This window comes from Yoonia sp. MH D7 (assembly GCF_054439475.1).
Genome location: NZ_JBTJCF010000001.1, coordinates 1786164 through 1809121 on the forward strand (window position 1 = coordinate 1786164; position 22958 = coordinate 1809121).

20 protein-coding genes and 1 pseudogene are annotated in these 22958 nt (G+C 54.2%); 9 read left to right on the plus strand and 12 right to left on the minus strand.

All coding sequences use genetic code 11. The features are described 5' to 3' along the window. Positions 1–24 precede the first annotated feature (24 nt). On the plus strand, positions 25–1320 hold the full coding sequence (gene glyA / locus ACXLHR_RS08735; RefSeq protein ID WP_458791079.1) for a serine hydroxymethyltransferase: 1296 nt from the start codon (positions 25–27) through the stop codon (positions 1318–1320). Between the two features lie 70 nt (positions 1321–1390). Here glyA and ACXLHR_RS08740 read toward each other — a convergent pair whose 3' ends face one another. Next, entirely contained in the window at positions 1391–1714 is a 324-nt protein-coding gene (locus ACXLHR_RS08740; protein ID WP_458791080.1) for a hypothetical protein, read from the minus strand. A 125-nt stretch (positions 1715–1839) separates the two neighbouring features. On the opposite strand from ACXLHR_RS08740, the gene ACXLHR_RS08745 reads away from it, so the two are divergent. Continuing rightward, positions 1840–2580, plus strand: a complete 741-nt coding sequence (locus tag ACXLHR_RS08745) for an alpha/beta fold hydrolase (RefSeq protein WP_458791081.1) — start codon at positions 1840–1842, stop codon at positions 2578–2580. 6 nt (positions 2581–2586) lie between these two features. Here the strand turns inward: ACXLHR_RS08745 and ACXLHR_RS08750 are convergent, their stop codons facing one another. Further along, a complete protein-coding gene (locus ACXLHR_RS08750; RefSeq protein WP_458791082.1) occupies positions 2587–2775 on the minus strand; it encodes a CTP synthetase in 189 nt (62 codons plus the stop codon). Between the two features lie 180 nt (positions 2776–2955). Here ACXLHR_RS08750 and ACXLHR_RS08755 point away from each other — a divergent pair, with 180 nt between their 5' ends. After that, positions 2956–3312 carry a BrnA antitoxin family protein gene (locus ACXLHR_RS08755; protein WP_458791083.1) on the plus strand — a complete coding sequence of 119 codons (357 nt, stop codon included), beginning with the start codon at positions 2956–2958 and terminating at the stop codon, positions 3310–3312. 198 nt (positions 3313–3510) lie between these two features. Here the strand turns inward: ACXLHR_RS08755 and ACXLHR_RS08760 are convergent, their stop codons facing one another. The 10 genes and pseudogenes from ACXLHR_RS08760 to ACXLHR_RS08805 all read right to left on the minus strand — a co-directional run bounded on the left by ACXLHR_RS08760 (position 3511) and on the right by ACXLHR_RS08805 (position 16017). Further along, complete coding sequence (locus ACXLHR_RS08760; protein WP_458791084.1) at positions 3511–4371, minus strand: HAD family hydrolase; 861 nt, start codon at positions 4369–4371, stop codon at positions 3511–3513. A gap of 70 nt (positions 4372–4441) precedes the next feature. Continuing rightward, on the minus strand, positions 4442–6241 hold the full coding sequence (lepA, locus tag ACXLHR_RS08765; protein ID WP_458791085.1) for a translation elongation factor 4: 1800 nt from the start codon (positions 6239–6241) through the stop codon (positions 4442–4444). A gap of 233 nt (positions 6242–6474) precedes the next feature. Further along, positions 6475–7413: an IS110 family RNA-guided transposase gene (locus tag ACXLHR_RS08770; protein ID WP_458789636.1), complete on the minus strand. Its 939-nt coding sequence runs from the start codon at positions 7411–7413 to the stop codon at positions 6475–6477. A gap of 203 nt (positions 7414–7616) precedes the next feature. Continuing rightward, a pseudogene (locus ACXLHR_RS08775) lies at positions 7617–8627 on the minus strand (IS3 family transposase); the annotation flags it as partial. A gap of 478 nt (positions 8628–9105) precedes the next feature. After that, positions 9106–9438 carry a hypothetical protein gene (locus tag ACXLHR_RS08780; protein WP_458791086.1) on the minus strand — a complete coding sequence of 111 codons (333 nt, stop codon included), beginning with the start codon at positions 9436–9438 and terminating at the stop codon, positions 9106–9108. A 122-nt stretch (positions 9439–9560) separates the two neighbouring features. Then, positions 9561–10118: a YjbF family lipoprotein gene (locus ACXLHR_RS08785; RefSeq protein ID WP_458791087.1), complete on the minus strand. Its 558-nt coding sequence runs from the start codon at positions 10116–10118 to the stop codon at positions 9561–9563. Beyond that, entirely contained in the window at positions 10115–12331 is a 2217-nt protein-coding gene (locus tag ACXLHR_RS08790; RefSeq protein ID WP_458791088.1) for a YjbH domain-containing protein, read from the minus strand. Before ACXLHR_RS08790 ends, ACXLHR_RS08785 begins: the two co-directional genes overlap by 4 nt. Further along, the gene (locus ACXLHR_RS08795; RefSeq protein WP_458791089.1) at positions 12328–14520 is read right to left on the minus strand and encodes a polysaccharide biosynthesis tyrosine autokinase; all 2193 of its coding nucleotides are present in this window, start codon (positions 14518–14520) and stop codon (positions 12328–12330) included. Before ACXLHR_RS08795 ends, ACXLHR_RS08790 begins: the two co-directional genes overlap by 4 nt. Positions 14521–14581: 61 nt before the next feature. After that, the gene (locus tag ACXLHR_RS08800; protein WP_458791090.1) at positions 14582–15025 is read right to left on the minus strand and encodes a low molecular weight protein-tyrosine-phosphatase; all 444 of its coding nucleotides are present in this window, start codon (positions 15023–15025) and stop codon (positions 14582–14584) included. A 5-nt stretch (positions 15026–15030) separates the two neighbouring features. Further along, positions 15031–16017 carry a polysaccharide biosynthesis/export family protein gene (locus ACXLHR_RS08805; protein WP_458791091.1) on the minus strand — a complete coding sequence of 329 codons (987 nt, stop codon included), beginning with the start codon at positions 16015–16017 and terminating at the stop codon, positions 15031–15033. A gap of 374 nt (positions 16018–16391) precedes the next feature. Between ACXLHR_RS08805 and ACXLHR_RS08810 the strand changes: the two genes are divergently transcribed. The 6 genes from ACXLHR_RS08810 (at position 16392) to ACXLHR_RS08835 (ending at position 22477) form a co-directional block, all read left to right on the plus strand. Next, positions 16392–17600, plus strand: coding sequence for an MraY family glycosyltransferase (locus tag ACXLHR_RS08810; protein WP_458791092.1), 1209 nt, complete (start codon positions 16392–16394; stop codon positions 17598–17600). Between the two features lie 222 nt (positions 17601–17822). Beyond that, positions 17823–19133: an oligosaccharide flippase family protein gene (locus ACXLHR_RS08815; RefSeq protein WP_458791093.1), complete on the plus strand. Its 1311-nt coding sequence runs from the start codon at positions 17823–17825 to the stop codon at positions 19131–19133. Beyond that, positions 19133–20119, plus strand: a complete 987-nt coding sequence (locus tag ACXLHR_RS08820) for a sulfotransferase family protein (RefSeq protein WP_458791094.1) — start codon at positions 19133–19135, stop codon at positions 20117–20119. The genes ACXLHR_RS08815 and ACXLHR_RS08820 overlap by 1 nt, the downstream gene beginning before the upstream one ends. After that, entirely contained in the window at positions 20116–21189 is a 1074-nt protein-coding gene (locus tag ACXLHR_RS08825) for a glycosyltransferase family 4 protein (protein WP_458791095.1), read from the plus strand. The genes ACXLHR_RS08820 and ACXLHR_RS08825 overlap by 4 nt, the downstream gene beginning before the upstream one ends. After that, complete coding sequence (locus tag ACXLHR_RS08830) at positions 21182–22204, plus strand: hypothetical protein (protein ID WP_458791096.1); 1023 nt, start codon at positions 21182–21184, stop codon at positions 22202–22204. Before ACXLHR_RS08825 ends, ACXLHR_RS08830 begins: the two co-directional genes overlap by 8 nt. Before the next feature lie 21 nt (positions 22205–22225). Next, a complete protein-coding gene (locus tag ACXLHR_RS08835; protein ID WP_458791097.1) occupies positions 22226–22477 on the plus strand; it encodes a hypothetical protein in 252 nt (83 codons plus the stop codon). Positions 22478–22958 lie beyond the last annotated feature (481 nt).

Consider the following 22958-nt stretch of genomic DNA (forward strand, 5'->3'; position numbering starts at 1 on the left):
TCTGAGACTAAAGGGAACACTCCTATGACAGCTACCGTGCGCGATGCAGGCTTTTTCACCGAAACACTCGAAACCCGCGACCCTGAGATCCACGCAGCCATGCGTGCCGAACTCGGCCGCCAGCGAAACGAGATCGAACTGATCGCTTCCGAAAACATCGTCTCAGCGGCGGTCATGGAAGCCCAAGGCAGCGTGATGACCAACAAATACGCCGAAGGCTACCCAGGCCGGCGCTATTATGGCGGCTGCGAACATGTGGACGTCGCCGAAAACCTCGCTATCTCGCGCGGCAAAGAATTGTTCGGCTGCGAATTTGTGAACGTGCAGCCGAACTCCGGCTCCCAAGCAAACCAAGGCGTCTTCCAAGCCCTGCTTCAGCCAGGTGATACGATCCTTGGCATGTCCCTCGACGCAGGCGGACACCTGACGCACGGGGCCAAACCAAATCAATCGGGTAAATGGTTTAACGCGGTGCAATACGGTGTGCGCCAAGAAGACAACCTGCTCGACTACGACCAAGTGCAAGCTTTGGCGACAGAACATAATCCTAAAATGATCATCGCTGGCGGTTCGGCCATTCCGCGCATCATCGACTTTGAACGCATGCGCGCCATTGCGGATACCGTAGGCGCATACCTGTTTGTCGACATGGCACATTTTGCAGGTCTTGTGGCAGCCGGCCTCTACCCTTCGCCGTTCCCGCACGCCCATGTCGCCACCACAACCACCCATAAAACCTTGCGCGGGCCGCGCGGTGGCATGATCCTGACAAATAACGACGTCATCGCCAAGAAAGTGAACTCCGCAATCTTTCCGGGTATTCAAGGCGGCCCGTTGATGCATGTCATCGCAGGCAAGGCCGTGGCCTTTGCCGAAGCCCTGCGCCCCGAGTTCAAGACCTACCAAGAGCAGGTTGTGAAAAACGCACAAGCCTTGGCCGATCAGTTGATCAAAGGCGGATTGGACATCGTATCAGGCGGAACAGATACCCACCTGATGCTGGTCGATTTGCGCCCTAAGGGTGTGAAAGGCAACGCGACCGAAAAATCTTTGGGTCGTGCGCATATCACGTGCAACAAAAACGGCATCCCGTTTGACCCAGAAAGCCCGACAGTGACATCCGGCATCCGCCTCGGCTCTCCCGCGGGCACAACGCGTGGCTTTGGCGAAGCGGAGTTCCGCCAGATCGCCGACTGGATCGTGCAAGTGACGGACGGCCTAGCCGCCAACGGCGAAGACGGCAACGCAGATGTAGAAGCAAAAGTGCGCAGCGAAGTCGAAGCTATGTGCGCAAACTTCCCTATGTATCCAAACCTTTAGGATGATCGGTTAAAACCCGTCCTACACTACTGGCCGCTGTAGGAAACTATGGCGGCCTTTTTGTATCGCGCTATATGATCTCGCGCTGCACCATCACAAAGACCACGGCGATAAAAACAACAATGGCGATGAATGCCATTGAGCCAAGTAGATTTAAAAGCATACCTTTGGCACGGTCCTTGGGGTCAGTCGCCAACAAGAAACGCAAAAGCCGCCCATGAGCTTGCTTAGCCTTGGTTTTGTCCACCATTCGCACAAGTTTCGGATGGTTCATCACCGTCGCGGCTTGCGCCAGATAGGTCGCATCGCGGCGCATACTGCGTGGCAACAATCGCCCAGCTTTGCGCACCTGAGCATCAAGCGTTTTACCGCGCACACGCAGGCGCATTTCCATGAGAGAGCGAATCTCATTCACTTGTTTTTGCAATAAATCCCCGGACATAGTGGACATTAATCACGCCAAATCGTCACCCTCAATCCCTCTGGCAATTCCTGCACGCATCGCGGTAAGTTAGATGCATGTTAAACACGGTTCATTATGATGGCCCCAAGGGCACCCCTTTATTAATCGCTCACGGTCTGTTCGGATCAGCGCGCAATTGGAATGTGATTGCCAAACGCCTGTCGGAAACCCGCCCAGTCGTGGTGGTAGACATGCGAAACCACGGCGCAAGCCCTTGGTTTGATACGCATTCTTACGCCGATCTTGCAGATGATCTGGCTGAAGTAATGTCGGAACCCATGGACGTTATGGGGCATTCGATGGGGGGGAAAGCGACGATGGTTTTGGCGCTGAACCATTCTGAGAAGGTGAATAAGCTGATCGTCGCGGATATTGCGCCGGTGGCTTATGCGCATAGCCAAATGGGGCCGATTGATGCGATGCGCGGGGCGGATTTAAGCGGTGTGACGAGCCGTGCGGATGTCGCGGCGCAGATGGTAGGTTTGGATGCAGGGGTCGATACGTTTTTATTGCAGTCGCTTGATATTAAAGAGAAAAAGTGGAAGCTGAATTTAGATGTTCTGGCCGCAGAGATGCCAAAAATCATTGGATTTCCTGAGATTTCGGGGGCGTTTTTGGGGGAGGTTTTGTTTTTGTCGGGGGCGAAATCGACCTATGTGACGCCGGACGCCCGTCCGCGTGCAAAAGAGTTGTTTCCCAATGCCCGTTTTGCCAAAATTCCTGATGCGGGCCATTGGTTACATGCAGAAAAGCCCCGCGAATTCGAGGCGGCTGTCACTGCATTTCTGGCGATGTAAAACCGGCTATTTCTTATTGGTCATAATGGCTTTTGCGATCAGGTAAGACACTGGAATCGCTAGTAAAGCACCCAATACGAGTGCGATCAGGATTGGCTTTAAAGTATCGTTTCCAGAGACCAGAGCGCCGATCATAAAGGTGCCTGCGAGGCTGGTGCCGATGATCGAATAAAGCAACATTGTGAACTGGAACATGGGTCTCTCCTGTAAGGTTTCGGGACAGATTAGCGTGACGATCTACTCCGTCTTTGATTTGGGTCAAAGCCGGTATTTTTTGCGTCTTCTTTGCGTCTTGCCGACGTCTTGCGCGCGGTGGGGTTACGGCCTGGTGATTTTGCGGGGCTAGAGTGAGGTTTCACAGCCGAGGAGCCCGAGATGTCCGCCAAAATGACTGCAAAGCAAAAAGCGAATTACACCAATTACGTCGATCAGATGCGCGAGACAATTTTAGTGTTCCGCAGTCCGGCGTTGGTCGGGTCATTGATGCCCATCGAGTGGCGCGATCTGGCCCGCAAAGAGGTGCCGAAGAAGGAGAAGGTATCGCTGCGAATCGACGCTGACGTAATCCGATTTTACCGCAAGGTCGGGAACGGATATCAGGCGGAAATGAACGGAGTGCTGCGGTCGTTTATGCTGGCAAGACTGGCCGAGGTTCTAGGCCCGCGCGAAGAGGCCGAGATCGACGCGGTTAGCGAAGAGGACGAAGGCCTGCATGCATCGAAGCGAGTGTGATGAGTTCGCGGGAATGGTATCGCCGGCGGAAGTTGGGTTTAGAGTAAACGTTTTTTTTGTGGGGAGAGGCCCGTGTAAGAAACTGTCGAGGACAGTTTCTAGGGCCGAGCGCGCGAAGCGCAGGGGGAACGATAGCCACAAGCGATCCCCTCGGTTTCGGCGCGGCCAAAGTGGAAAATCGGCAATCACTCCGCACTATTACAAGTCGTAAATATCTTTACGAAGCTGAATTCTACTGGCAATGACTTGCAAGGTTTTAAAGATCATTGCCTCTAACTTCGAACCTTCTGAGTAATCAGCTTCACAATAAAAATCTATTCGGCCCGCATCTTTTAATTTTGCCATTTTTCGCATGTGCTTATCATCGCACTTTTTATCAGGGTTATAGACCGCAACCGAATGCCCCCCGTTCTTCATAACGACGGCCATGCTAGGAATGTCTGTATCACTATCCCCAATGTACATCATATTTGAAAATGGTGCTGCTCGCTCAGCTTCTGGCATATGGTCATTAATTTTTCCGTCGACTGGATCTAAAACACCTTTGTTAATGCGGAAGATGTATTGCGTCTTAGCTGCATCAGTTACAATTCTAGCAGGCCAAACTGGAATGCCACCTTCGTACATAAATTCACATGCATAAATTCTTTTGAATTTCTCAGCGATCCTACTACCCATGATCATGTCTTTCAAACCAGAAGAAACTATATAGTGTTCGACCTTTACAGAGTTGTCGCCGGTCAAATCATGAACGTAGTCATTCACTCTATCGAACCAAGTCTCCACACCGTCAAAGAACTTGATGTCTTTCCCAAGACTGAGCAATTTTCCCTGTGTAAATCCTGATCCCGTGTGTTGCGCCATATCGATCATCTTACGCATATATACCAACAACTCTTCCGCGCCAGTATCTTGGCGCGCGGTCTTAACTTCAGACCAAAAGGTCGCGGGGTCAGCCCCAATATGATCAAAAATACCAAACTCTTGCATATCTTTGGGCGACAGCGTTTTGTCAAAATCATAGACAATCGCAATGGTATTTTGATGAAAAATTTTCATGGGAATCCTGTAAAATGAAAAGCCGTTAGAAATGGAACAGCTTTCACTTAACTAAACCCATACGTGCAGGTCAACTATCCATCTTCAGCGCCGAAATAAACGCTTCCTGCGGAATATTCACGGACCCAAACTGACGCATCTTCTTCTTACCCGCCTTCTGCTTGTCCAGCAGTTTGCGTTTGCGCGTGGCGTCGCCGCCGTAGCACTTTGCCGTCACGTCTTTGCGCATTGCCGACAGGGTTTCGCGGGCAATCACCTTGCCGCCAATCGCCGCTTGGATCGGGATTTTGAACATGTGGCGCGGAATCAGGTCTTTTAGTTTTTCGACCATGGCGCGGCCCCGTGCTTCGGCGCGGTCGCGGTGCACCATCATCGAGAGCGCGTCGACGGGGTCGTCGTTGACGAGGACGGTCATTTTGACAAGTTGGTCGGTTTGGTAGCCTTGCAGGACATAATCGAACGAGGCGTAACCTTTTGTTACGGATTTCAGGCGATCATAGAAGTCGAAGACCACTTCGTTGAGTGGCAGGTCGTAGACGACCATGGCCCGCGCGCCTGCGTAGGTCAGGTCGAGTTGCACGCCGCGCCGGTCTTGGCAGAGTTTGAGAACGTCGCCGAGGTAGTCGTCGGGGACGAGAATTGTGGCTTTGATCCGCGGTTCTTCGATGTGGTCCACGTGGGTCATGTCTGGCATGTCTGCGGGGTTGTGCAGTTCTTGCATGGTCCCGTCGCGCATGTGGATGTGGTAGACGACCGAGGGGGCGGTGGTGATCAGGTCGATGTCATATTCGCGCTCGATCCTGTCGCGGATGACCTCGAGGTGCAGCAGGCCGAGAAAGCCGCAGCGGAAGCCGAAGCCGAGGGCGGCGGAGGTTTCCATTTCGTGGGAGAAGGAGGCGTCGTTGAGGGCCAGTTTGTCGATGGCGTCGCGCAGGTCCTCGAAGAGGGAGGAGTCGACGGGGAACAGGCCACAGAAAACAACGGGTTGTGCGGGTTTAAAGCCGGGGAGTGCGGTTTCGCAGCCCTTTTTTTCCGAGGTGATCGTGTCGCCGACCCGTGTGTCGCGCACCTGTTTGATCGATGCGGTGATGAAGCCGATTTCGCCGGGGCCGAGGGTGGTGACGTCTTTCATTTTCGGGGTGAAGACGCCGATTTTGTCGATTTGGTGGATGGTGTCGTTGGACATGAAGCGTAGGCGATCGTTGCGTTTCATAGAGCCGTCGATGATCCGCACAAGCACGATGACGCCGAGGTAGCTATCGTACCAACTGTCGACGAGCATTGCTTTCAGTGGTGCGTCGGGGTTGCCTTTGGGGGCTGGTAGGCGGTGCACCACGGCTTCGAGGGTTTCGATGATGCCGACGCCGGTTTTGGCGGAAACGCGGATTGCCTCGGAGGCGTCAAGGCCGATCACGTCTTCGATTTGTTTGGCCACCGCGTCACAATCGGTCGCAGGCAGGTCGATTTTGTTCAGGACAGGCACGATTTCGTGGTCGGCGTCCAGCGCGTGATAGACGTTTGCGAGGGTCTGCGCCTCGACGCCTTGGGTGCTGTCGACGACTAGCAGCGACCCTTCGACGGCCCGCATGGAGCGCGAGACTTCGTAGGCGAAATCGACGTGACCGGGGGTGTCGATCAGGTTGAGGATATAGGTTTCGCCGTTCAGCGCGGTGTATTCGATGCGCACGGTGTTGGCCTTGATGGTGATGCCGCGCTCGCGCTCGATATCCATGCTGTCGAGCATCTGGGCTTTCATATCGCGCAGGGCCACGGTGTTGGTCTCTTGGATCAAACGGTCGGCAAGCGTGGACTTGCCGTGGTCAATGTGGGCTACAATCGAGAAATTGCGGATATGTGCGAGGTCAGTCATCGGGGCGCGCCTATGGAATTCGGGTTGATTGTCAATGGCGTGAAGACGGAGGTTTTGCAAGTGAAATGCCGCGTCGCTATGACGTAAATACAAGGTCCAGAGGTAATCCCCCCATTTTTAACGGGGTGCGGCTGTAGAACTTACGCGGCCATTTTTAGTTTCTGTGCGGGTGTGATGCCGCCGATGCCCATATTCGGGCGGTCATTGTTGTAAGTCGAGAGTATCCGTCTTGATCAAGCGGTTTTTGGTGTCCATTTGCGATTAGCTTTGACAAGTGCATTTGCGATTTCGATTAGCTTCCGCATTATAGCGACAATTGCGACCTTGGCGGGTTTTCCCACGTCTCGTAGGTGTTCGTATTTTGCTTTGAGGTCTGGGTTCCAGCGCATGGCGACTAATGCGGGCATGTAAAGGGCATCGCGCAAGGGCTTGCGCCCGCTTCCGATGGACGCTTTGCCCTGCCATAATCCAGACTGGCGTGTGATGGGGGCGAGACCAGCCAGGCTGGCCACTTGTTTGCGATCTAGCGTGCCGAGTTCGGGCATCAGGGTCAATATTGCGGCAGCAGAAACAGCGCCGACACCGGGCATGGAACGCAAAATATCATGCGTACGTGCGGTGCTCTCCCGCGCCTGGATCAGCGCTGCTATCTCGGCGTCCAACTCAACGATCTGGCGTTCCACTAGCGTGAGACGCGCTTTGGTTTGGCGTTTCAGGAGAGATAACCCCTGAATTTGAGCACGGTTGCGCAATCTGGTGCGATCCTTGACCAACCCAGCCCGCGCAACATGCAAGTCTTTGAGGTCAATTGCTTCTTTCGGGAGAGGCACTTGTGGTTCAAGATTAAATGCCGCGCCCATAAGCGCCAACATTCGAGCATCGACTGCATCAGTCTTAGCTCTCGTACCATGGGCCTGCGCAAAACGGCGCGCCTGCAAAGGATTTACCTTGACCAATGGTAACACCTTCCCAAGTGTCGCTTCAAAGGCTTTGTGATACGATCCTGTCGGCTCGTAAACGACCCTCGCTACACGGGTCGCCTTGCCCAACCATCTGATAAGAGCACGGAAGCCTGTGATTGAATTATCGAAGCGTTTAGCCATGTCGTCTTCCAATCGAAACACGTCCAGATGGGATTTAGAAATGTCCACGCCAATGTTATGATCTGTCATATTCTCCATATCCTATGCTTGTCATACGTGACTTGTTGCACGCGTATCCGTTCAGGCCTTTGGGGAAGACGGCGGTTGATCAAACTCTGGAGCGGTCCATCATGACCCAGCCATTTACGATCCAACCGCCGCCACTGCCTGTCACAAATGACGTGGCGGGCAGTGGCCCCATTATAAAGCAGGAGCCAAGTTCATTATAAGACAAGCCATTGTGTGGCGAAGTCTTGCGCCTCCTCGATGTTTTCAATGATGTGTTGGTCCAACCATTCATGCCTGACCGTGCGATTGTAGCGCTCGATGTAAGCGTTCTGCTGCGGCTTTCCGGGTTGGATATGCTGGATGCTAATACCTTGTTTTTCAGCCCATTCTAACAGCTTGCCACTGATATATTCTGGGCCATTATTCAACCCGAATAGTTTCTGGTTTTCCACGCCATTCGATGATCCGATTGAGGCTGCGAATGACCCGTTCGGCGGGCAAAGAAAAATCAACTTCAATGCCCAAACCCTCGCGGTTAAAGTCGTCCAGCACGTTCAACAGCCGAAACGCCCGACCGTCCCCGAGGCGATCCGCCATGAAGTCCATCGACCAGGTCACGTTCGGTGCGTCTGGCACTGCCAGCGCATCGGGTTTGTCCCGCTTTAACCGTTTCCGAGGTTTGATCCGCAAGTTCAGTTCCAGTTCGCAGTAGATGCGGTAAACGCGTTTGTGGTTCCACGGATGGCCCTGCACATTGCGTAGATGCAGGAAACATAGCCCAAACCCCCACGTCTTCCGGGCGGTCGTTAGCCCAACCAGCAGATCGGCGACCTCTTCGTTCTCGTCGCTCAAGAGCGGGCTGTAACGATAGCAGGTCTCACTCACGCCAAAGGTGCGGCAGGCCAGCGCAATGCTGACACCGTGTCGCGCCACAGCTTTCTCGGCCAGACCCCGACGCAGGGCTGGCCGGATCACTTTTTTCCAAGGGCTTCCTTCAGTAACTCAGCTTGCATGCTCATCTCGGCATACATCTTCTTGAGACGCCGGTTCTCGTCTTCAAGGGCCTTCATCTGGCTAATCATCGATGCGTCCATCCCGCCATACTTCGACCTCCATTTGTAGAATGACGCGTTGCTCATGCCGTGCTCGCGGCACAGCTCAGAGACAGGCACACCGCCTTCGGCTTGGCGCAGGATCGCAAGGATTTGGGGTTCGCTATATCTCGTCATCTTCATCAAAATCTCCTCAGATATCTTGCCGAGAAAATTCTACTTCCGCATCCCCTTAGTTTTGGGGAGGATTACCCAGATTCCACTTGTTTCTTGCGCAACTGCGCAGGTCCGGCACAAAGCGTGTATTATGCCGCCAAGAGTTATTGGTCAGAGTGTCCAGATATTTTGTAATTCTATCCGGTGATTATATTTTAAGAGCAGGAAATAGAGACGGGACTGAAAGTTTTACCCCGCCCTTTTTGCGAACTTGTCGTTGCTTCGATGGTCGCGTTGGCATTGCGTTTATGCGATCCACGCGACATTCGGATTTACCCCACACGTTGGAGCTGTTCCGTTTTCGTGCAGCCCCACCGTCAACGGGAGGTTTATCGGAGGGATGTTTGAACGCTAATCGGCAGTGTTGCTCGCACCAATGGGGTAACATGACAGATTTTCAAACATTTCGGATGCCGCAGAAAATTGGAGGGCTATGGGAGGCGGGTCACTGGGTATCAGGTGTTGCGCCACCTGCCCCACCGGCGGCTATGGCAGCAACACCTAAGCCCGCGGCGGCAGCGCTGAAAGCCGTACTTCCCAATCCAAGACCTGCAAATGCGAGAGGCACAAATCCTTCTGCATCAAGACTGCACGTTACGTAGGTCGCATTTTCTGTTTCGTTTATGTATTCCGCAGCAATTGCGGTCTGTTTTGAACCGCAAAAAGCGCGATCATTCGCCATAGCAATTAGCGTATCTTCAGAATGCCGCGCCCCAGTTTCCGCATTGACTGGCGAGACCAGCACAGCTGCGAACAGAAATAAAATAAACGTTTTCATAGTGGTTTCCAATGCTTTGGCCCAGCTGGAATGAACAACACAGAAATATAATTCCAGCCCGATTTAGTGCGTAGATTACCGTGTGCCTATTACTAATCGGTTAAAAGGTTCTCGATGTGGTTTCACTTTATACGGCCTAGAATATCGCCAATTTCAGGCGACACCCACTGCCTGAAATTTACGATATTGTCGTGCTCGTTTACCCAGAAATCGTTCACAAAATCATAAGGATGTGCCGTGCATGTCTCTTGCAATAGCCGCAGTCGTTGCCCGTCAATGATGTCCGTGCCGACAGTTTTCATATGGCACCCAGCCAAAAGATAAGCCGCATGGTTGTCGCCTGTCAGATACCGCATCTGGCGAGGGTAAACCTCTTGGTGCTGCCCCGCGATTGCGTTCAACGTCCCCGTCGCGTCGGCGCCCATCAGATCAAAGCCAAGCCCGCGGCTACCTACCAGAACGCCTTGTCGGAATGACAGCGAAACACCGTCAACGGCCATCCATGTGTCGATATCCCCGTTCGTCGCAACGCGCGACAAGATGGCGTTCGCCCCGCGTGACGGGATCGCGACGTGCATCCCGCCCTCGCGCGGCGGATCATTGGGAGCATTTAACGGCGCAGCGATCGGTTGGCAGGCGACTGCCAAAGCAAGCGCGGCCAAACACACTATCAATTTCATCGCCAAAACCGCCCCCACGTCGCATCCAGTTCGGTTGCCTGCAAGGTCCTCACCGGATCGTACAATCGGCCCGACACGTTCAGGCGCGCACCACCATCGCGCAGCACCGGGCGCAGCACGGAGCTAAGTCTGGTTTTGCTGGCCTGCCCCGTCACCCAATCAAGCGGGATCGTAATTTCTATCCCTTTATCAAACGATCCCTCGCCAAAATCCTCGAAGGGGGTATCCGTCAATGTCGCAAAGGCGCCGATACGCCAGCCGTTATTAAAAGTCCGAGCCACCGAAAAAGTGGCCCCCAGATCGCCTGCGAGATACTGTCCGACATCTACCTGCGCCTGATAACCACGTCCGATATCGTAATAGGCCGAAAGATGACCGGTGAAGGTTTCATACGTTGCAAACCCTAACATTTGGTCAAAATCACGCTGCTTTACATAATTCATCTCGGCCCCGAGAGCCAAACGACTGTTTTGTGGTTTCCATAGCACCTCGGCCGAGACGCCACCAAACATGCGTTCTAAATAGCCAACAGTGGCGCGGGCGAACAAATCCTGACCCGGACGGAAATAATATGCAGCGGTCAGTTCCAGCGCCGTTGTGTCGCTGCCCTTGTAAAAAAGATAGGCTTCGCTGCGCACGCGCGGCAGAACCGAGGTCGAAGTGCGGGTGCTACTGTCCAGATTACCTGCAATTTTCTGGTGTAGGATCCCTGACAAAACAATGCCTGGCCGCGGCGCGTATTGCACATCTAAAGCTAGACCAAAATCTGCCAGAACGGGTTTGTCAGGGTCAAACAGGCTGGTCGCGATATAAGGCTGAAGGCCATAATTTAAAGCGGGATATCGCCCGTCCACTGCAGGTAAGCCCGACGTCACATCCACGATACGCGTCTTTGATCGCAACAGGTCAGGGGCCACCGGATGAAATTCCAAGCCCTCTATATCACTGCGTTGCATCACAATCGACGTCACGGGAACACCCATTGATGCAAGCCGGATATCAAATGTGTCGATTTGCACAGGTGCAAGGCGGGTCAGCACGCGCGCCGCGCGCCCGAGTGCTTGGGCGGATGTGCCATAGCGCGTATTTTCGACCTGTATGCTCAGCACATTTGCGTCGAGTTGCACACCTGCAAGCGTGATCCCCTCTTGTGTCAGGGCGCGACTGGCGGAGATTGCAAAACTCGCCTCGTTTTGTGCCGGCGGTGCGTCGTCACGGCGCAAAACCGGTGGCGGAGCGGGTTCGATTCCAGAGCCGAACCTTGGCGACATTGGATTCACCGCATAAGTAAACTGCACGCCGATTTCGGAACCGTAAAGATAGCGGGCGTCAACGCTGATGCGATCATTGAACTGGTACGCGACGCCAAAGTTAACGGGCGATCGATAGTGAAAAGCGGCCCCGTCTTCGCGGCCATAATCGTCCGAGGAATATTCTGCCGTCATACGCAAAGCGTCTGTGGCTTGCCACTCTACCCCGCCAAAAATCGCGGCATCACCCTTGAACCATTGTTCAGGATCAAACTTGCCGCCAGCGCCGAATAACAAACTGGGGCGGGATCCGAATGCGTCGCCGAAAACGCCGGTTAACGGATTTGAAAAACCGCCCTTGCTACCCAGACGGCCCCAGCCAAGTCCAGCCGTCGCGCGCAATCGCGGTGAGATCGTTTTGGACGCGACCAGATATTCACCGCTATAAATTCCGGTGCCGATGATATCGTTGATCCCGATCGCCACCGCTGGCAGATACCGCTGCTCGTCCAGCACACGATATTGTAGCGAAAAACTACGGTCAAAAAGAAACGGGAACGGGTCACTGTCAGGCGCATAACGCACGTCATATAGCAACGCATAGCGCAGTGCCGCCGACAACCGTTCGGACGCTTGGAAGGTAAGCGTATTGCGGGTCTGGTTTTGGACATGGCTGCTGGTGAAGGCAAACTCTGCATCCTCGCGGCCAAATGCGGTTGGCATATCGATCATGCCCGGCACACCAAAACTGTTATAGCCCCATGCAAAGCTGCGCTCTTGTGCGCTTGCTGGTGCGGCGAAACTGCTCAAAACCATCATCGCAGCAAAACCGCAGTGACCTAGCCAAAGGTTGGCGGGCAAAATTCCGATCGCAGGTAATCGCCTTTTTACGGTCGTGTTCGGTTTTTCATCATCGATAAAACTCGCGCGGCACGACAACCAAAGGCTATGCGCGGACCTCACGTTCTGTCGCTTTTGTAACTATAGCGATAATTGTAATTCCGGCTGCCATACCCGCCGCCTTCCGAAACCTTATAGCCGTTCAGAATCGCGCCCGAAATTTTAACACCCGCAATCTCGAACATGCGCTTTACGGCCTCGACCTCGCCCATCATGGTCGTCACATGGCGGGTAACCAGCAGTGTCGTGCCGGTAAATCGCCCGATAACAACCGGATCAGTCACCGCAAGTGCGGGCGGGCTATCAACAATGATCAGATCAAACTGCGCATTTAATGTCTGTAGCAGTGTCTCGAATGTGGCACGCATCAAGAGCTCGGACGGATTGGGTGGGTAATGGCCTGTTGTGATCACCGATAGCCCCTCTATCGGGGTCTTGATCAAAACCTCGTCCAAGGGCGTTTCCCCGGCCAAATAGTCCGCAAGTCCTGACGTGCTTTTTTCCACATCAAAATAACGGCGCAAATATCCTTTGCGCAGGTCTGCATCGATCAAGCAAACCTTTTGGCCCGCTTGCGCGGCCACGGTTGCCAAGTTCACGGCGGTAAAACTTTTCCCGACCTCGGGATCGGCAGAAGTCAAAAGGACCGTGTTCGTGTTGGCATCAAGCATGCCGAAATGCAGTGAGGTGCGCAGCGATCGCAAGGCTTCTACAACCAGACTATCCGGATCGGTTACGGCGAAAATCGGCAGCTTGCCGCGACGTTTATGCGCTGTCGCAGCATCCGGTGCATAATTGATAGTCGCAAAAACCGGCAAACCGGCGGCCTCGATGTCTTGCGCAGTGCAGATACCCAAACGGCGCAGGCGGCGCAACAAAACCAGCGCAATCCCCACCGCGAACCCGATCAATATATATAGCACCACCGTACGCTTGATCTGCGGCGCGACCCGTTTGCCATTGGAATACGCCGTATCAATCACCCGCACCGAGCCTACCGACGAGGCACGCACAACCCGCAGCTCTTGCTCGCGGCTTAGCAACTGAACATAAACATCCTGCGACACCTGCAAATTACGGGTAAGGTTGAAAATCTCTTTTTGCGTTTCAGGCAGGCCCGAGGTCAAAGACCGCACACCCTCTAGTTGCATTTCCAGCGAGGTCTTTGTCTGAAGTAATGCCTGATAAACGGGGTGATTAACCGTATACCGTTTTTTCAGATCTTCCTCCTGCAACGAAATCGCCGTTAATTGCGCTTCGATTTCAGTGGCTTGCACCAAGAGCGTTCGTGTTTCGAAATCCACATCAACCGACTGCTGCTGCTGGCGGTAGGCATTCAGCGCGTCCTGCGCTTTGGACACTTCCACCTCGGCAAGTGGCAATTGCTGTTCGATAAATGTCAGACTGTTCTGCACTTCGGCAGCACCACGGGCAATGTTCTGATCAACATAAGAGCGCGCAATCGCATCGAGGATGACCTCGGCCTGTCTTGGGTCAGGACCCGCAAACCGGATCCTTAGCACGGATGACCTGTTTGGTGCTTCTGCCACGGAAAACGCCGCTAACAGCTGGTCAACGGCCTCTGGCAAGGTTTCGCGGCCAATGTCAAACACGCGGCCCACCGGCCCGTCAAGCTCGTCAACAATCAGCGAAAACCCCTGTGCCGGTAAGGCCAGCCGCGCGCGCAATACCCCTGTGGCAACGGTGCCGTCAGGCAGGGACACGTCGTAGGACGCAGGGCCGGTGATCGTCAATGGCATCATCAGTCCCAGCCACGCCTGCGGCACGACGATCTCGCCTAATCGTATCGTCTCGTTGCCCCATTGGTAGGGTTGTAACGCTGCAATTTCGGGGTCCGGCAATCCAAGATGCGCGGGGATCAACCCGAGATACGGCAACGGGCGCGCAGCGGCATAGGCCTGTAAATTCAGCGCCTGAACCGCCTGTGCCATGACGGTGCGCGACTTCATAATCTCCATTTCGGCCTCTGCGCCGCTATCGGCCGCGTTGCCGCCAAACAGCTCTAACATGCCCGAAGGTAGCGCCATGGCGCCGGACCGCGTCTCTAATTGCAACACCGCTTGTGCCTGATAGACAGGTTCGGTTTTCAGAACCGTAAACGCGGCCAGAAGCGCCGCCACGAACACGGCTGCGGCGATCAGAAACTTCCCTGCCCAAATGTCCGCCAGCAATTGTCCAAATTCAATCTGGTCATCGTCTGCCGCATCAAAATGTGGGGTCATGCTGTTCATTATCGCGTCCAATCTTTTGACCAAATCTCTTTTGACCAAGCCGCATCGCAGGCAGGTTGTCTCATGACCTTGGCCCGCCCAGTTTGAGCACCCATGCCGCTGCCGCGTCTGAAATCGAATTCCGCGCTATGCGGTGCGCCGCTGCTGGTTTGCGGTAGGGATCGGCGATCCCGTGGGCGCCGCCCCAATGATCAAACAGCATCGTGCGACCAGAAAGTTGCGCGAACCTGCGGCCAATTTCGGCGCGGTGCTCTTGTTCCATGACAAGGATCAAATCATGTGCAGCGCCGATCTCGTTGGTCAGTTGCCGCGCAATATGTCCCCCCATATCTACGCCAATTTCGGCTGCAATTTGAGCCGCCATCTTATCCGCAGGGGCGCCGATCACCGCTGCCAGCCCCGCCGACGTTATCTGCATTTCCGGCAGGGCATCCTGCAAGATACGCGCGCCAAGCGGCGACCGGCAAATATTGCCCACGCAGACCACCAAAACCGACCTGAACACCGCCCTTACCCTGCTGCTGCCACATCAAGCAGGCGCGCCGAGGTCACGGATGGCAACAAGCTCGAAATCAACCGGTTCCAGCGATAAAGTGGTGCGGTCGTTACATAAATCACGTCTTTGGGTAGGATTACAAAACGGGTTCCAATCAGGAATGCCATCGGGTTCGAGGCGTCCAGTTGATACACGTTGATCCCCATTGGTGTGTCGCGGAAAACAAATATCCCGCGTGCATCGGCCTGATCTTCATGCAGGCCCCAAACGCGCGTCAGAGCTTGGGTCAGCGTGACATTTTCACGGGTCAAATCCACCGTCGAGGGCTTTGCAATTTGTCCCAAAATATAGGCTTCTTGCGGTTCCAGTTTTGGAACACTGACAACGTCGCCGTTTTGCAAAACCGGATTATTCTCGGCGATGCCCTGTTCCAGAAACGCCTGCATGTCGACGTTATAGCCGTGGCCACCTCGGCGTAAAATGACCTTGCGCGGATCAGCGTCCGTGGTCAGCCCCCCCGCCGCGTCAATTGCATCCAAAAGTGTCAGCGGCGTGTCGGTCAATGGCTGGCGACGCGCCGCCCCCACCTGTCCGGTCACCGACACTGCCTGCGATTTGAACCCGACAACGCGGACTTCGATCTGCGGGTCAGGAATGAACTCTGCCAGACGGCGGGTCAAATCTTCACGTACCGAAACGGGCGTGCGGCCGCGGGCAGTCACTTGACCGACATAGGGATAAAAGAACGTGCCATCCGCCTGCACACGCATTCCCGCGTCCTGCGGGCTTCGGGGGGCACCTGTGGGCTGCGTCAACTCGGGATGGTCCCAAATCACAATATCAAGAATATCGCCAACGCCGATTTTATATGTGCCCCCCGCAGGCGGCACAGTGGTGCGCGATCCGTGCAGGTCACGCGGTGTATTAAAGGCAGCGATATTATCGGCACTCAACCGCACCACGGCAACATTCGAGGCCATTTCCCCGACCTGAGTTTGCACGGCCTCAGTGCGGACTGGGAAATCCGTTTTCGTCACATCGCACGACGCGAGACTGACCACAAAAAGGAGTAAAGCCAAGATCCGCATATGCACCTCATAACAAATGGTTAATGCAACTGAAGCACGCAGGAAACACGTGCCACAAATGCACGACACCCACCGCAGGCGCCGAAAAACACCGGTGTTTCAAGTGAGAAACTGCCGAGCGTTAACCAATTCCTAATGGCGCAGCGTCGTTAACGAATAGTTAAGATTGTTATGGAAAAAGTGAAAAACACGTCAACACTTAGACAAATTTTATTCAACCTTACGTATATCTGCCCCGCCCGATGGAGCCTGTGTCGTCGTTGTTTTAAAGGTAATCGAGGTCGCCCATGCTTTTCACGACACCCTTTCTGGTTGCATTGTTCGCTAACCTTTTGACCGCAATCCTGATCGTTTCGACCCAACACCTTCACGGTCACCTCTCGCTGGACAGCCACGCCGGTGTGCAGAAACTACACAAAAATCCCGTCCCCAGAGTAGGCGGCATTGCGTTGCTTTTCGGGGCTGGTTTTGGCGGCGTTTGGTTACCAGAAGATGCGCAATCTTTGTGGTTCACGATGTGCATCTCGGTGATCCCGGCATTTGTTTTCGGCCTGACTGAAGACATCACAAAACGTGTCGGGATAAAATCGCGACTATTTGCAACAATTTGTTCGGGGCTTATTTTTTCCATCTGGACCGGATACCAAATCAATGCCGTCGACATTTCCGGCATCAACTGGATGCTCTCGTTTGGCCCCTTGGCACTGCTGTTTACCGCAGTCGCGATTGGCGGGGTCGCAAATGCGGTCAATATAATTGACGGTGTTAACGGCCTTGCCTTGGGCACGGCGATCATTACGCTGGCCAGTTTTGCGACTGTGGGCGCACAGATTGGCGATAGCGATATTGTCGGAATTTGCGTGGTCGGCGTCGGCACTTTGGCGGGTGTTTTTCTGTTGAACTTTCCAAAAGGAAACATTTTTCTTGGCGATGCGGGTGCCTATTCCATCGGTTTTTTCCTTGCTGCAATTGCCGTGGCCCTGCCGTTTCGCAACCCTGAGGTGTCACCGCTTATCGGCCTGCTAGCACTCGCGTATCCTGTGATAGAAACCGGAACTTCCATCCTGCGCCGGACCCTGCGCGAAGGCACCCAACCCGGGCAACCGGACCGTTTGCACCTGCACAGTTTGGTGTACCGCAGTCAGGCAAAACGCATTGCAACTGCTTTCGGCGCGCCACATTTGCGCAATCCAGTCGCAGGGCTGTTGCTTATGGCGATGCCACTGATGTCGGGCGGATTGATGGTTTTATTTTATAACAACAGTCTCGGGATTGCCGCCAGCCTCGGCGCAATTGCAGTCCTATACGCGGCCTTTTATCGCAAAGTGGCACTGTTGCCCCCGCTTGTCAGCTTCAAGCGCAAAACCGGCTTCACTGCTGGCGCAGGCGTTCATCTGCGCGGGCCAACCATAATTCTGGCGAGGCCGCCACAATCACGGCGTAAATCGCAAGAAGTTGGCCCGCACACGACCACACCTTGGGGCGCGCACCTATGACATTTTTTAGCATCCAAGCGATTTTCTTAGGTGACATGGTTTGCATGCCGCGTGCAGGGGCATTTTATAAAAATGCGTGAAACCGATGACAGGCCAGTGTTCGCAGAACCGTTGTTATGCTCGCTCTTGGCAAGCGTTGGGGCGTTGGCATTTAGGGCAGCAAACATCGTCGCCGTAATATCGCGCGTGCCTTCCATCATTTCGGATAAAAGAGCGCGATAGATGGATTTTGCAAAACCCGCCCTACCATCAGTTTTTCGCGGTGTCAGTTGGACCGCGTTGATGCAGATTTCATCCATGTTGTTGGGTTTCGCGATCGCGATCGCGTCCGCGCGCATCCTTGGCGTCAATGACTACAGCACATTGCAACTGGTCATTGGATGGATCAACATTGGGTCTGTTGTATGCGGGGTCGGCTTGGCTACCGTTGTCCTGCGCAAATCAGGCGAAGCGTCATCCGCGAAGAACTGGAGCGACCTGAAGGGGTTGCTCAGGTTCGCATTGTCTGTATCCGCTCTGGCTGTTTTCGCGTTTGGGATCATTGGTTTATCAAGCCTTTTACATCTCAATCGTTTCGACCAATTCGGCATGTTATTCATCGGTCTTTTGCTCATTGTCGTCCAGCAACAACGCGCCATATACCAGTCGCTTCTCGCTGGTCAGGCGCTTTTTGCACAAAGCGGATTTGGCGATTTTGTTGCAAACCTGCTGCTGGCATTAACCCTAGCCGGCCTGCTTATCGTGCAAATGAACGCCATCATCTCTGCTGAAAATGTCCTCGCAATCCGCCTGTTGGCAACGCTGCTTGGCTTGGCTTTTGTGATGTTCATCTGGCTGAGGCATTCCAGACATAACCTGCCTTTTTTGACAGCGTCGCGGCCCTGCTACCGGCCGCGACAATGGCTTCAAGCCGGTCTGCCTATTATGCTCATTGCGGGTGCAAGCATCGTCAACGCAAATGCAGACATCCTGATGATTGGCGCGTTATATGACAATGGCGCCGCCGGCCCCTATCATGCCGCCACGCGTGGCGCGGGACTGGTTATCCTTTCGCTTTCAATACTCATCATTCCGCTGTCCCCAACCATCAGCAAGCTGCATAAATCCGATCCGCGTCTGATGTTTTCGATTGTGTTCAAATGGACCCTGCTGGCGTTTGGATCGTCCTTGGCTGTGGCCGCCGCTCTGCTCGTTAACGCAAATGCATTTCTGTCGCTGTTCGGAAACGAATTTCTAATCGCGCGCACGGCAATGATCATCCTTGTGCTCGCACAACTGGTCAATGTGCTGGTTGGGCCGATGCAACACATTCTTGTCATGGCCGGTCGCGAACGGATCGCCGCCGCCTGCATGTTCGCAGGCACAGCCACCAATATCGCAGCAAACGCCATACTTATTCCCAAACATGGCATGCTGGGCGCTGCGATCGGCACAGCGCTAAGCATCGTAGTCTGGAACGTCCTATCTGTCATCGCAATCAGCCTCACCGTTTGGAAAAATGCGCCGCAACAAACAATGTCTGCATACCGATGATGACCCTAGAAGATAAAGAAATCGTTGATTTTCAGCCGCAAAAATGGCCCGATTTCTTTATTGTCGGTGCGCCGAAATGCGGCACCACATCCCTGTTTGAATACCTCAGCCAGCACGCAGATGTTCATTTTCCGGCCTTCAAGGAGCTGCATTATTTCGGCAGTGACCTCATTTGGCGCACACGCGTTGTCACCCGCGAACAAGCACTAAAAGAATACCGATGCGCACCAGCAGGTAAAAAATGCGGCGAAGCGTCCGTTTTCTATCTTTATTCGGCTAAAGCCGCCCAAGAAATCCACGCGCATAATCCGGACGCGCGCATCATCATCATGATCAGAAACCCGCTCTCGATGATCCCGTCGCTTTTTCATCAAAGCATCCGGACAGGCGACGAAACCCGACTGACATTGACCGAGGCTATGAACGTCGAGGCTGTGCGCAGGCAAGGTCAAATCGACATGGCGGCGACCAATCCGGGCGTCATGCAGCAGCTTTATTATAGCGATGTGGCCCGCTACAGCGAACAAATCGCACGTTATATCAAGGTCTTTGGCGCGGAGAGTATCTGTGTGATCGACTATGCCGATTTTGCGAAAGATCCGCGTGCGATAGTGACGAAAGTGGCTTTATTCCTCGGTTTGCCGCCCTTTGAACCGACATTTGAACGGCACAATAAGGGCCTCGTCGTGCGCAACAATGGCCTGTGGCGTTTCATTAAACATCCAAACGCGAAACTGCGCAGCCTATGGCGCGCCCTGCTGCCTGCCCGCTTTCGCAAATACAGTCTGTTGATCGCTGACCGTGTGGTGTTCAAATCGCGCGTGTCTTGCGGCACGACCCAAGACGAGCGCCTGCGACTTGCAACCTTGTATGCAAAAGACGTCGAAAAGATTGAAGCACTCACCAACCTTGACCTGTCCCATTGGCATACTGATTTTCACGCCGTTATGTCGCGCGGCGCTGGTGCGCAGGACATGCGACAATGAAAATCCTTATCTATAATCAATACTTTTATCCAAGCGTTGGTGGCACCGAGGCATCAGGCCGGATCATGGCCCAAGAACTGGCTGCACTTGGACACGACGTCACGGTCTACACGGCAAGCGAGCGTGCCGACGCCAGTCCCGAACTTGATGAAGGATACCAAATCATCCGCGCGCACAGCCTGTCCAAACTACTGCGCGCAGCACAGACACATGACGTGATCCTTAGTCGCGGCGGGATGTCTCTGCGCGCCTTACTGGCGCGCCTGATCACGCGCACACCGCTGGTCGTATTTCATGAGATGGCCGAACAGATGCCAAGCCAAGCCCCCACATTTCGGCAGAATTTACTAGCGCGGGTAAAAGCAAAAAGCCAACGTCTGGACGCCCTTCACGTCTGCGTCTCGTCGACGCTGCAATCTACGCTGGCACACGGCACCCGCTCTTTACGTCTCTATAATCCCATTTCAAACACGCTATGGACCGAAAACCCGCCCGCTTTCAAAGACCGCAACATCGACGTGGCCTTCATCGGGCGGATCGCAGAGTCAAAAGGCGCGCTTATACTCGGCGAGGCCCTTAAACACATCGCACAAACCCGCGACTTACATGTTGTCATCGTGGGGACGGGCCCCGCCGTTCCGGCGTTGCAGCAGATGCTCGACACGCCCTGCATAACGGTCGATTTTCGCGGGAATTTATCGGGCAAAGACTTAAAATACGTTTATGCCAATGCCAAGGTCATCGCCATCCCGTCGCTGGCGCGCGAAGGCATGGGCATGGTCGCCGCCGAAGCGCTTGGAAGCGGCACGCCCGTTTGCACAAGCACCGATCCGGCATTGCAAGAGGTCGTTGCAACTGCGGGACGCTTTCACTTAGCACGCGATTTCAAATACTTAGCAGACGACATTACTGTGTTTATGGATGACCAATGCATCTGGAACGCGGCCAGTCGTGCCGCACGTCAACGCCGCACGGCGTTCTCGATGCAGCAATACAGGCACAGCTTAGCCCACGATATTTGCCCCGTTTTGCAAGAAATTTCCGATGGATCGGCCCCGCAAAATGGATAGCATTCTTGCGGGCGTTGGCCTCGTTATATCACTGGTCATGACACTGCACCTGATGCGGGGAACAAAGATCGCAAGCTACCTTTTCCTGTTTTCGGCGGTGCATGCTATCTACATATTTCCAAAGCTTTTGTCGCTCGCCGCATCAGATCACGACATGGCCACGTCTTTTCAGGCACAGGGCACAACCACCCTCGCCAGTTTTATGGCGCTTTCATCATTTCTATGTGCAACGCTCACATACCGTTGGCTTGCTCCGCCCATTTGTACGCAACGGCGGCCCGAAATATCGATCCGCGCGCAACGGGTCCTCGTGCAATACGCCGTGATAATCGGCCTGACCGCAAGCGGCGCACTATTATACCTGACCGTAATCACTGGCGGACCTGCGTCCTACTATCTGGGTGCAGGGTTCTACCAAATGGGATTTTTAGGGGTCAACGTCTGGCTGCTATTTGTGTCACGCTTTATCTATATCGCGATCGCAAGCGCAATGATCGCGACATTCACACGCCCCACCCTTTTTCGAATTTGCCTGCTGGCATTTCTTTGCATTGGCCCGATTTTAAGCATCACGCTTTTGTTCCGCCGTACCGACCGGTTGATCTTGGGCTTCATCGCAATCTACGGTTGGGTCGTTATTCTGGGGCACCGCCCCAAACGTCCCACCGTGTTACTTGCAAGCCTTGTCGCAGCCCTTGCGATCATCAGCTTTCCCTATTTGCGCCAAGCATCGATCACGGATGTCACCGGTTTTGACTACGGAACCTCGGATGTCACAACGGTGGAACGCATCACCGAAACCTTTGCCATCAAAAGCTCGGACGAAGTCCTACGCGCCGCCTCCATCATTGCGCAAACACACAACAGCGGGAACCTCCAATTCGGCAGTTTTGTGTGGAACTCGATGGTGCGCCAGTTCATCCCTAGCTCGCTATTTGGCCCCGCCGCAAAAAACGCGCTCTTGATCGAAATTGGCGAGCCGTGGCAACAAACAAGCGGCGATTTTGACACCTAGTCATATGCCTACGTCGCCCCTATGGGGTTCTCGCAAGCCTACGCGCAATTTGATATTTTTGGCGGGCTGATTTTCGCGGCTTTTGCCGTGCTCATCGCATTTTGCGAACGCAGATCACAGCGTCTTTCGAACCGGATATTTGTGATGATAGCGATCCCGCTTTTATGCTTGGCCGCGACAAACGATATCGGATCAGTCCCCGCAAGCCTGCTTACATTCTGGGTGCTCACCCGCCCGCTTGGCCGCCTCAAAACCGGTCATTCGCATGCATAACAAAGGACTTCACACCATGCACCGGCCCCAAAACGCCCCATCGCGAGACGATATTCTAGTCGTGCAATTGACCGGGCGCATGCACTTTGGCGCGGCACGCGGCATGCAAGAAAACGGACGCTTGGCCGCCCTTTTAACCGATTTCAGGGTCCCGCCCCTGTTAAAATTTCCCGCAGGTTTCAATCTGACATTGCGTCACTATTGCATTGACCTGCCCGACAACAAGGTGCGCGGCAATCCATTTGTTGGACTAAAATACCGGCGCGACATCAAAAATCTCGCGACCTATAGCGCACAACCGCATATCACTGCCTCGCAAAAACTGGCGAAACAGGCACAAAAGGTGGCGCGGCACCTGAACGTCTCGACAATCTACGCGTTCGACATTCAAGCCCTCGAAACATTCCGCGCATTCAGCGGTCTCGGAAAGCGGCTTGTGCTAGAACAATGCGTCGCACCGCGCCGTACTTTGATGGATCTC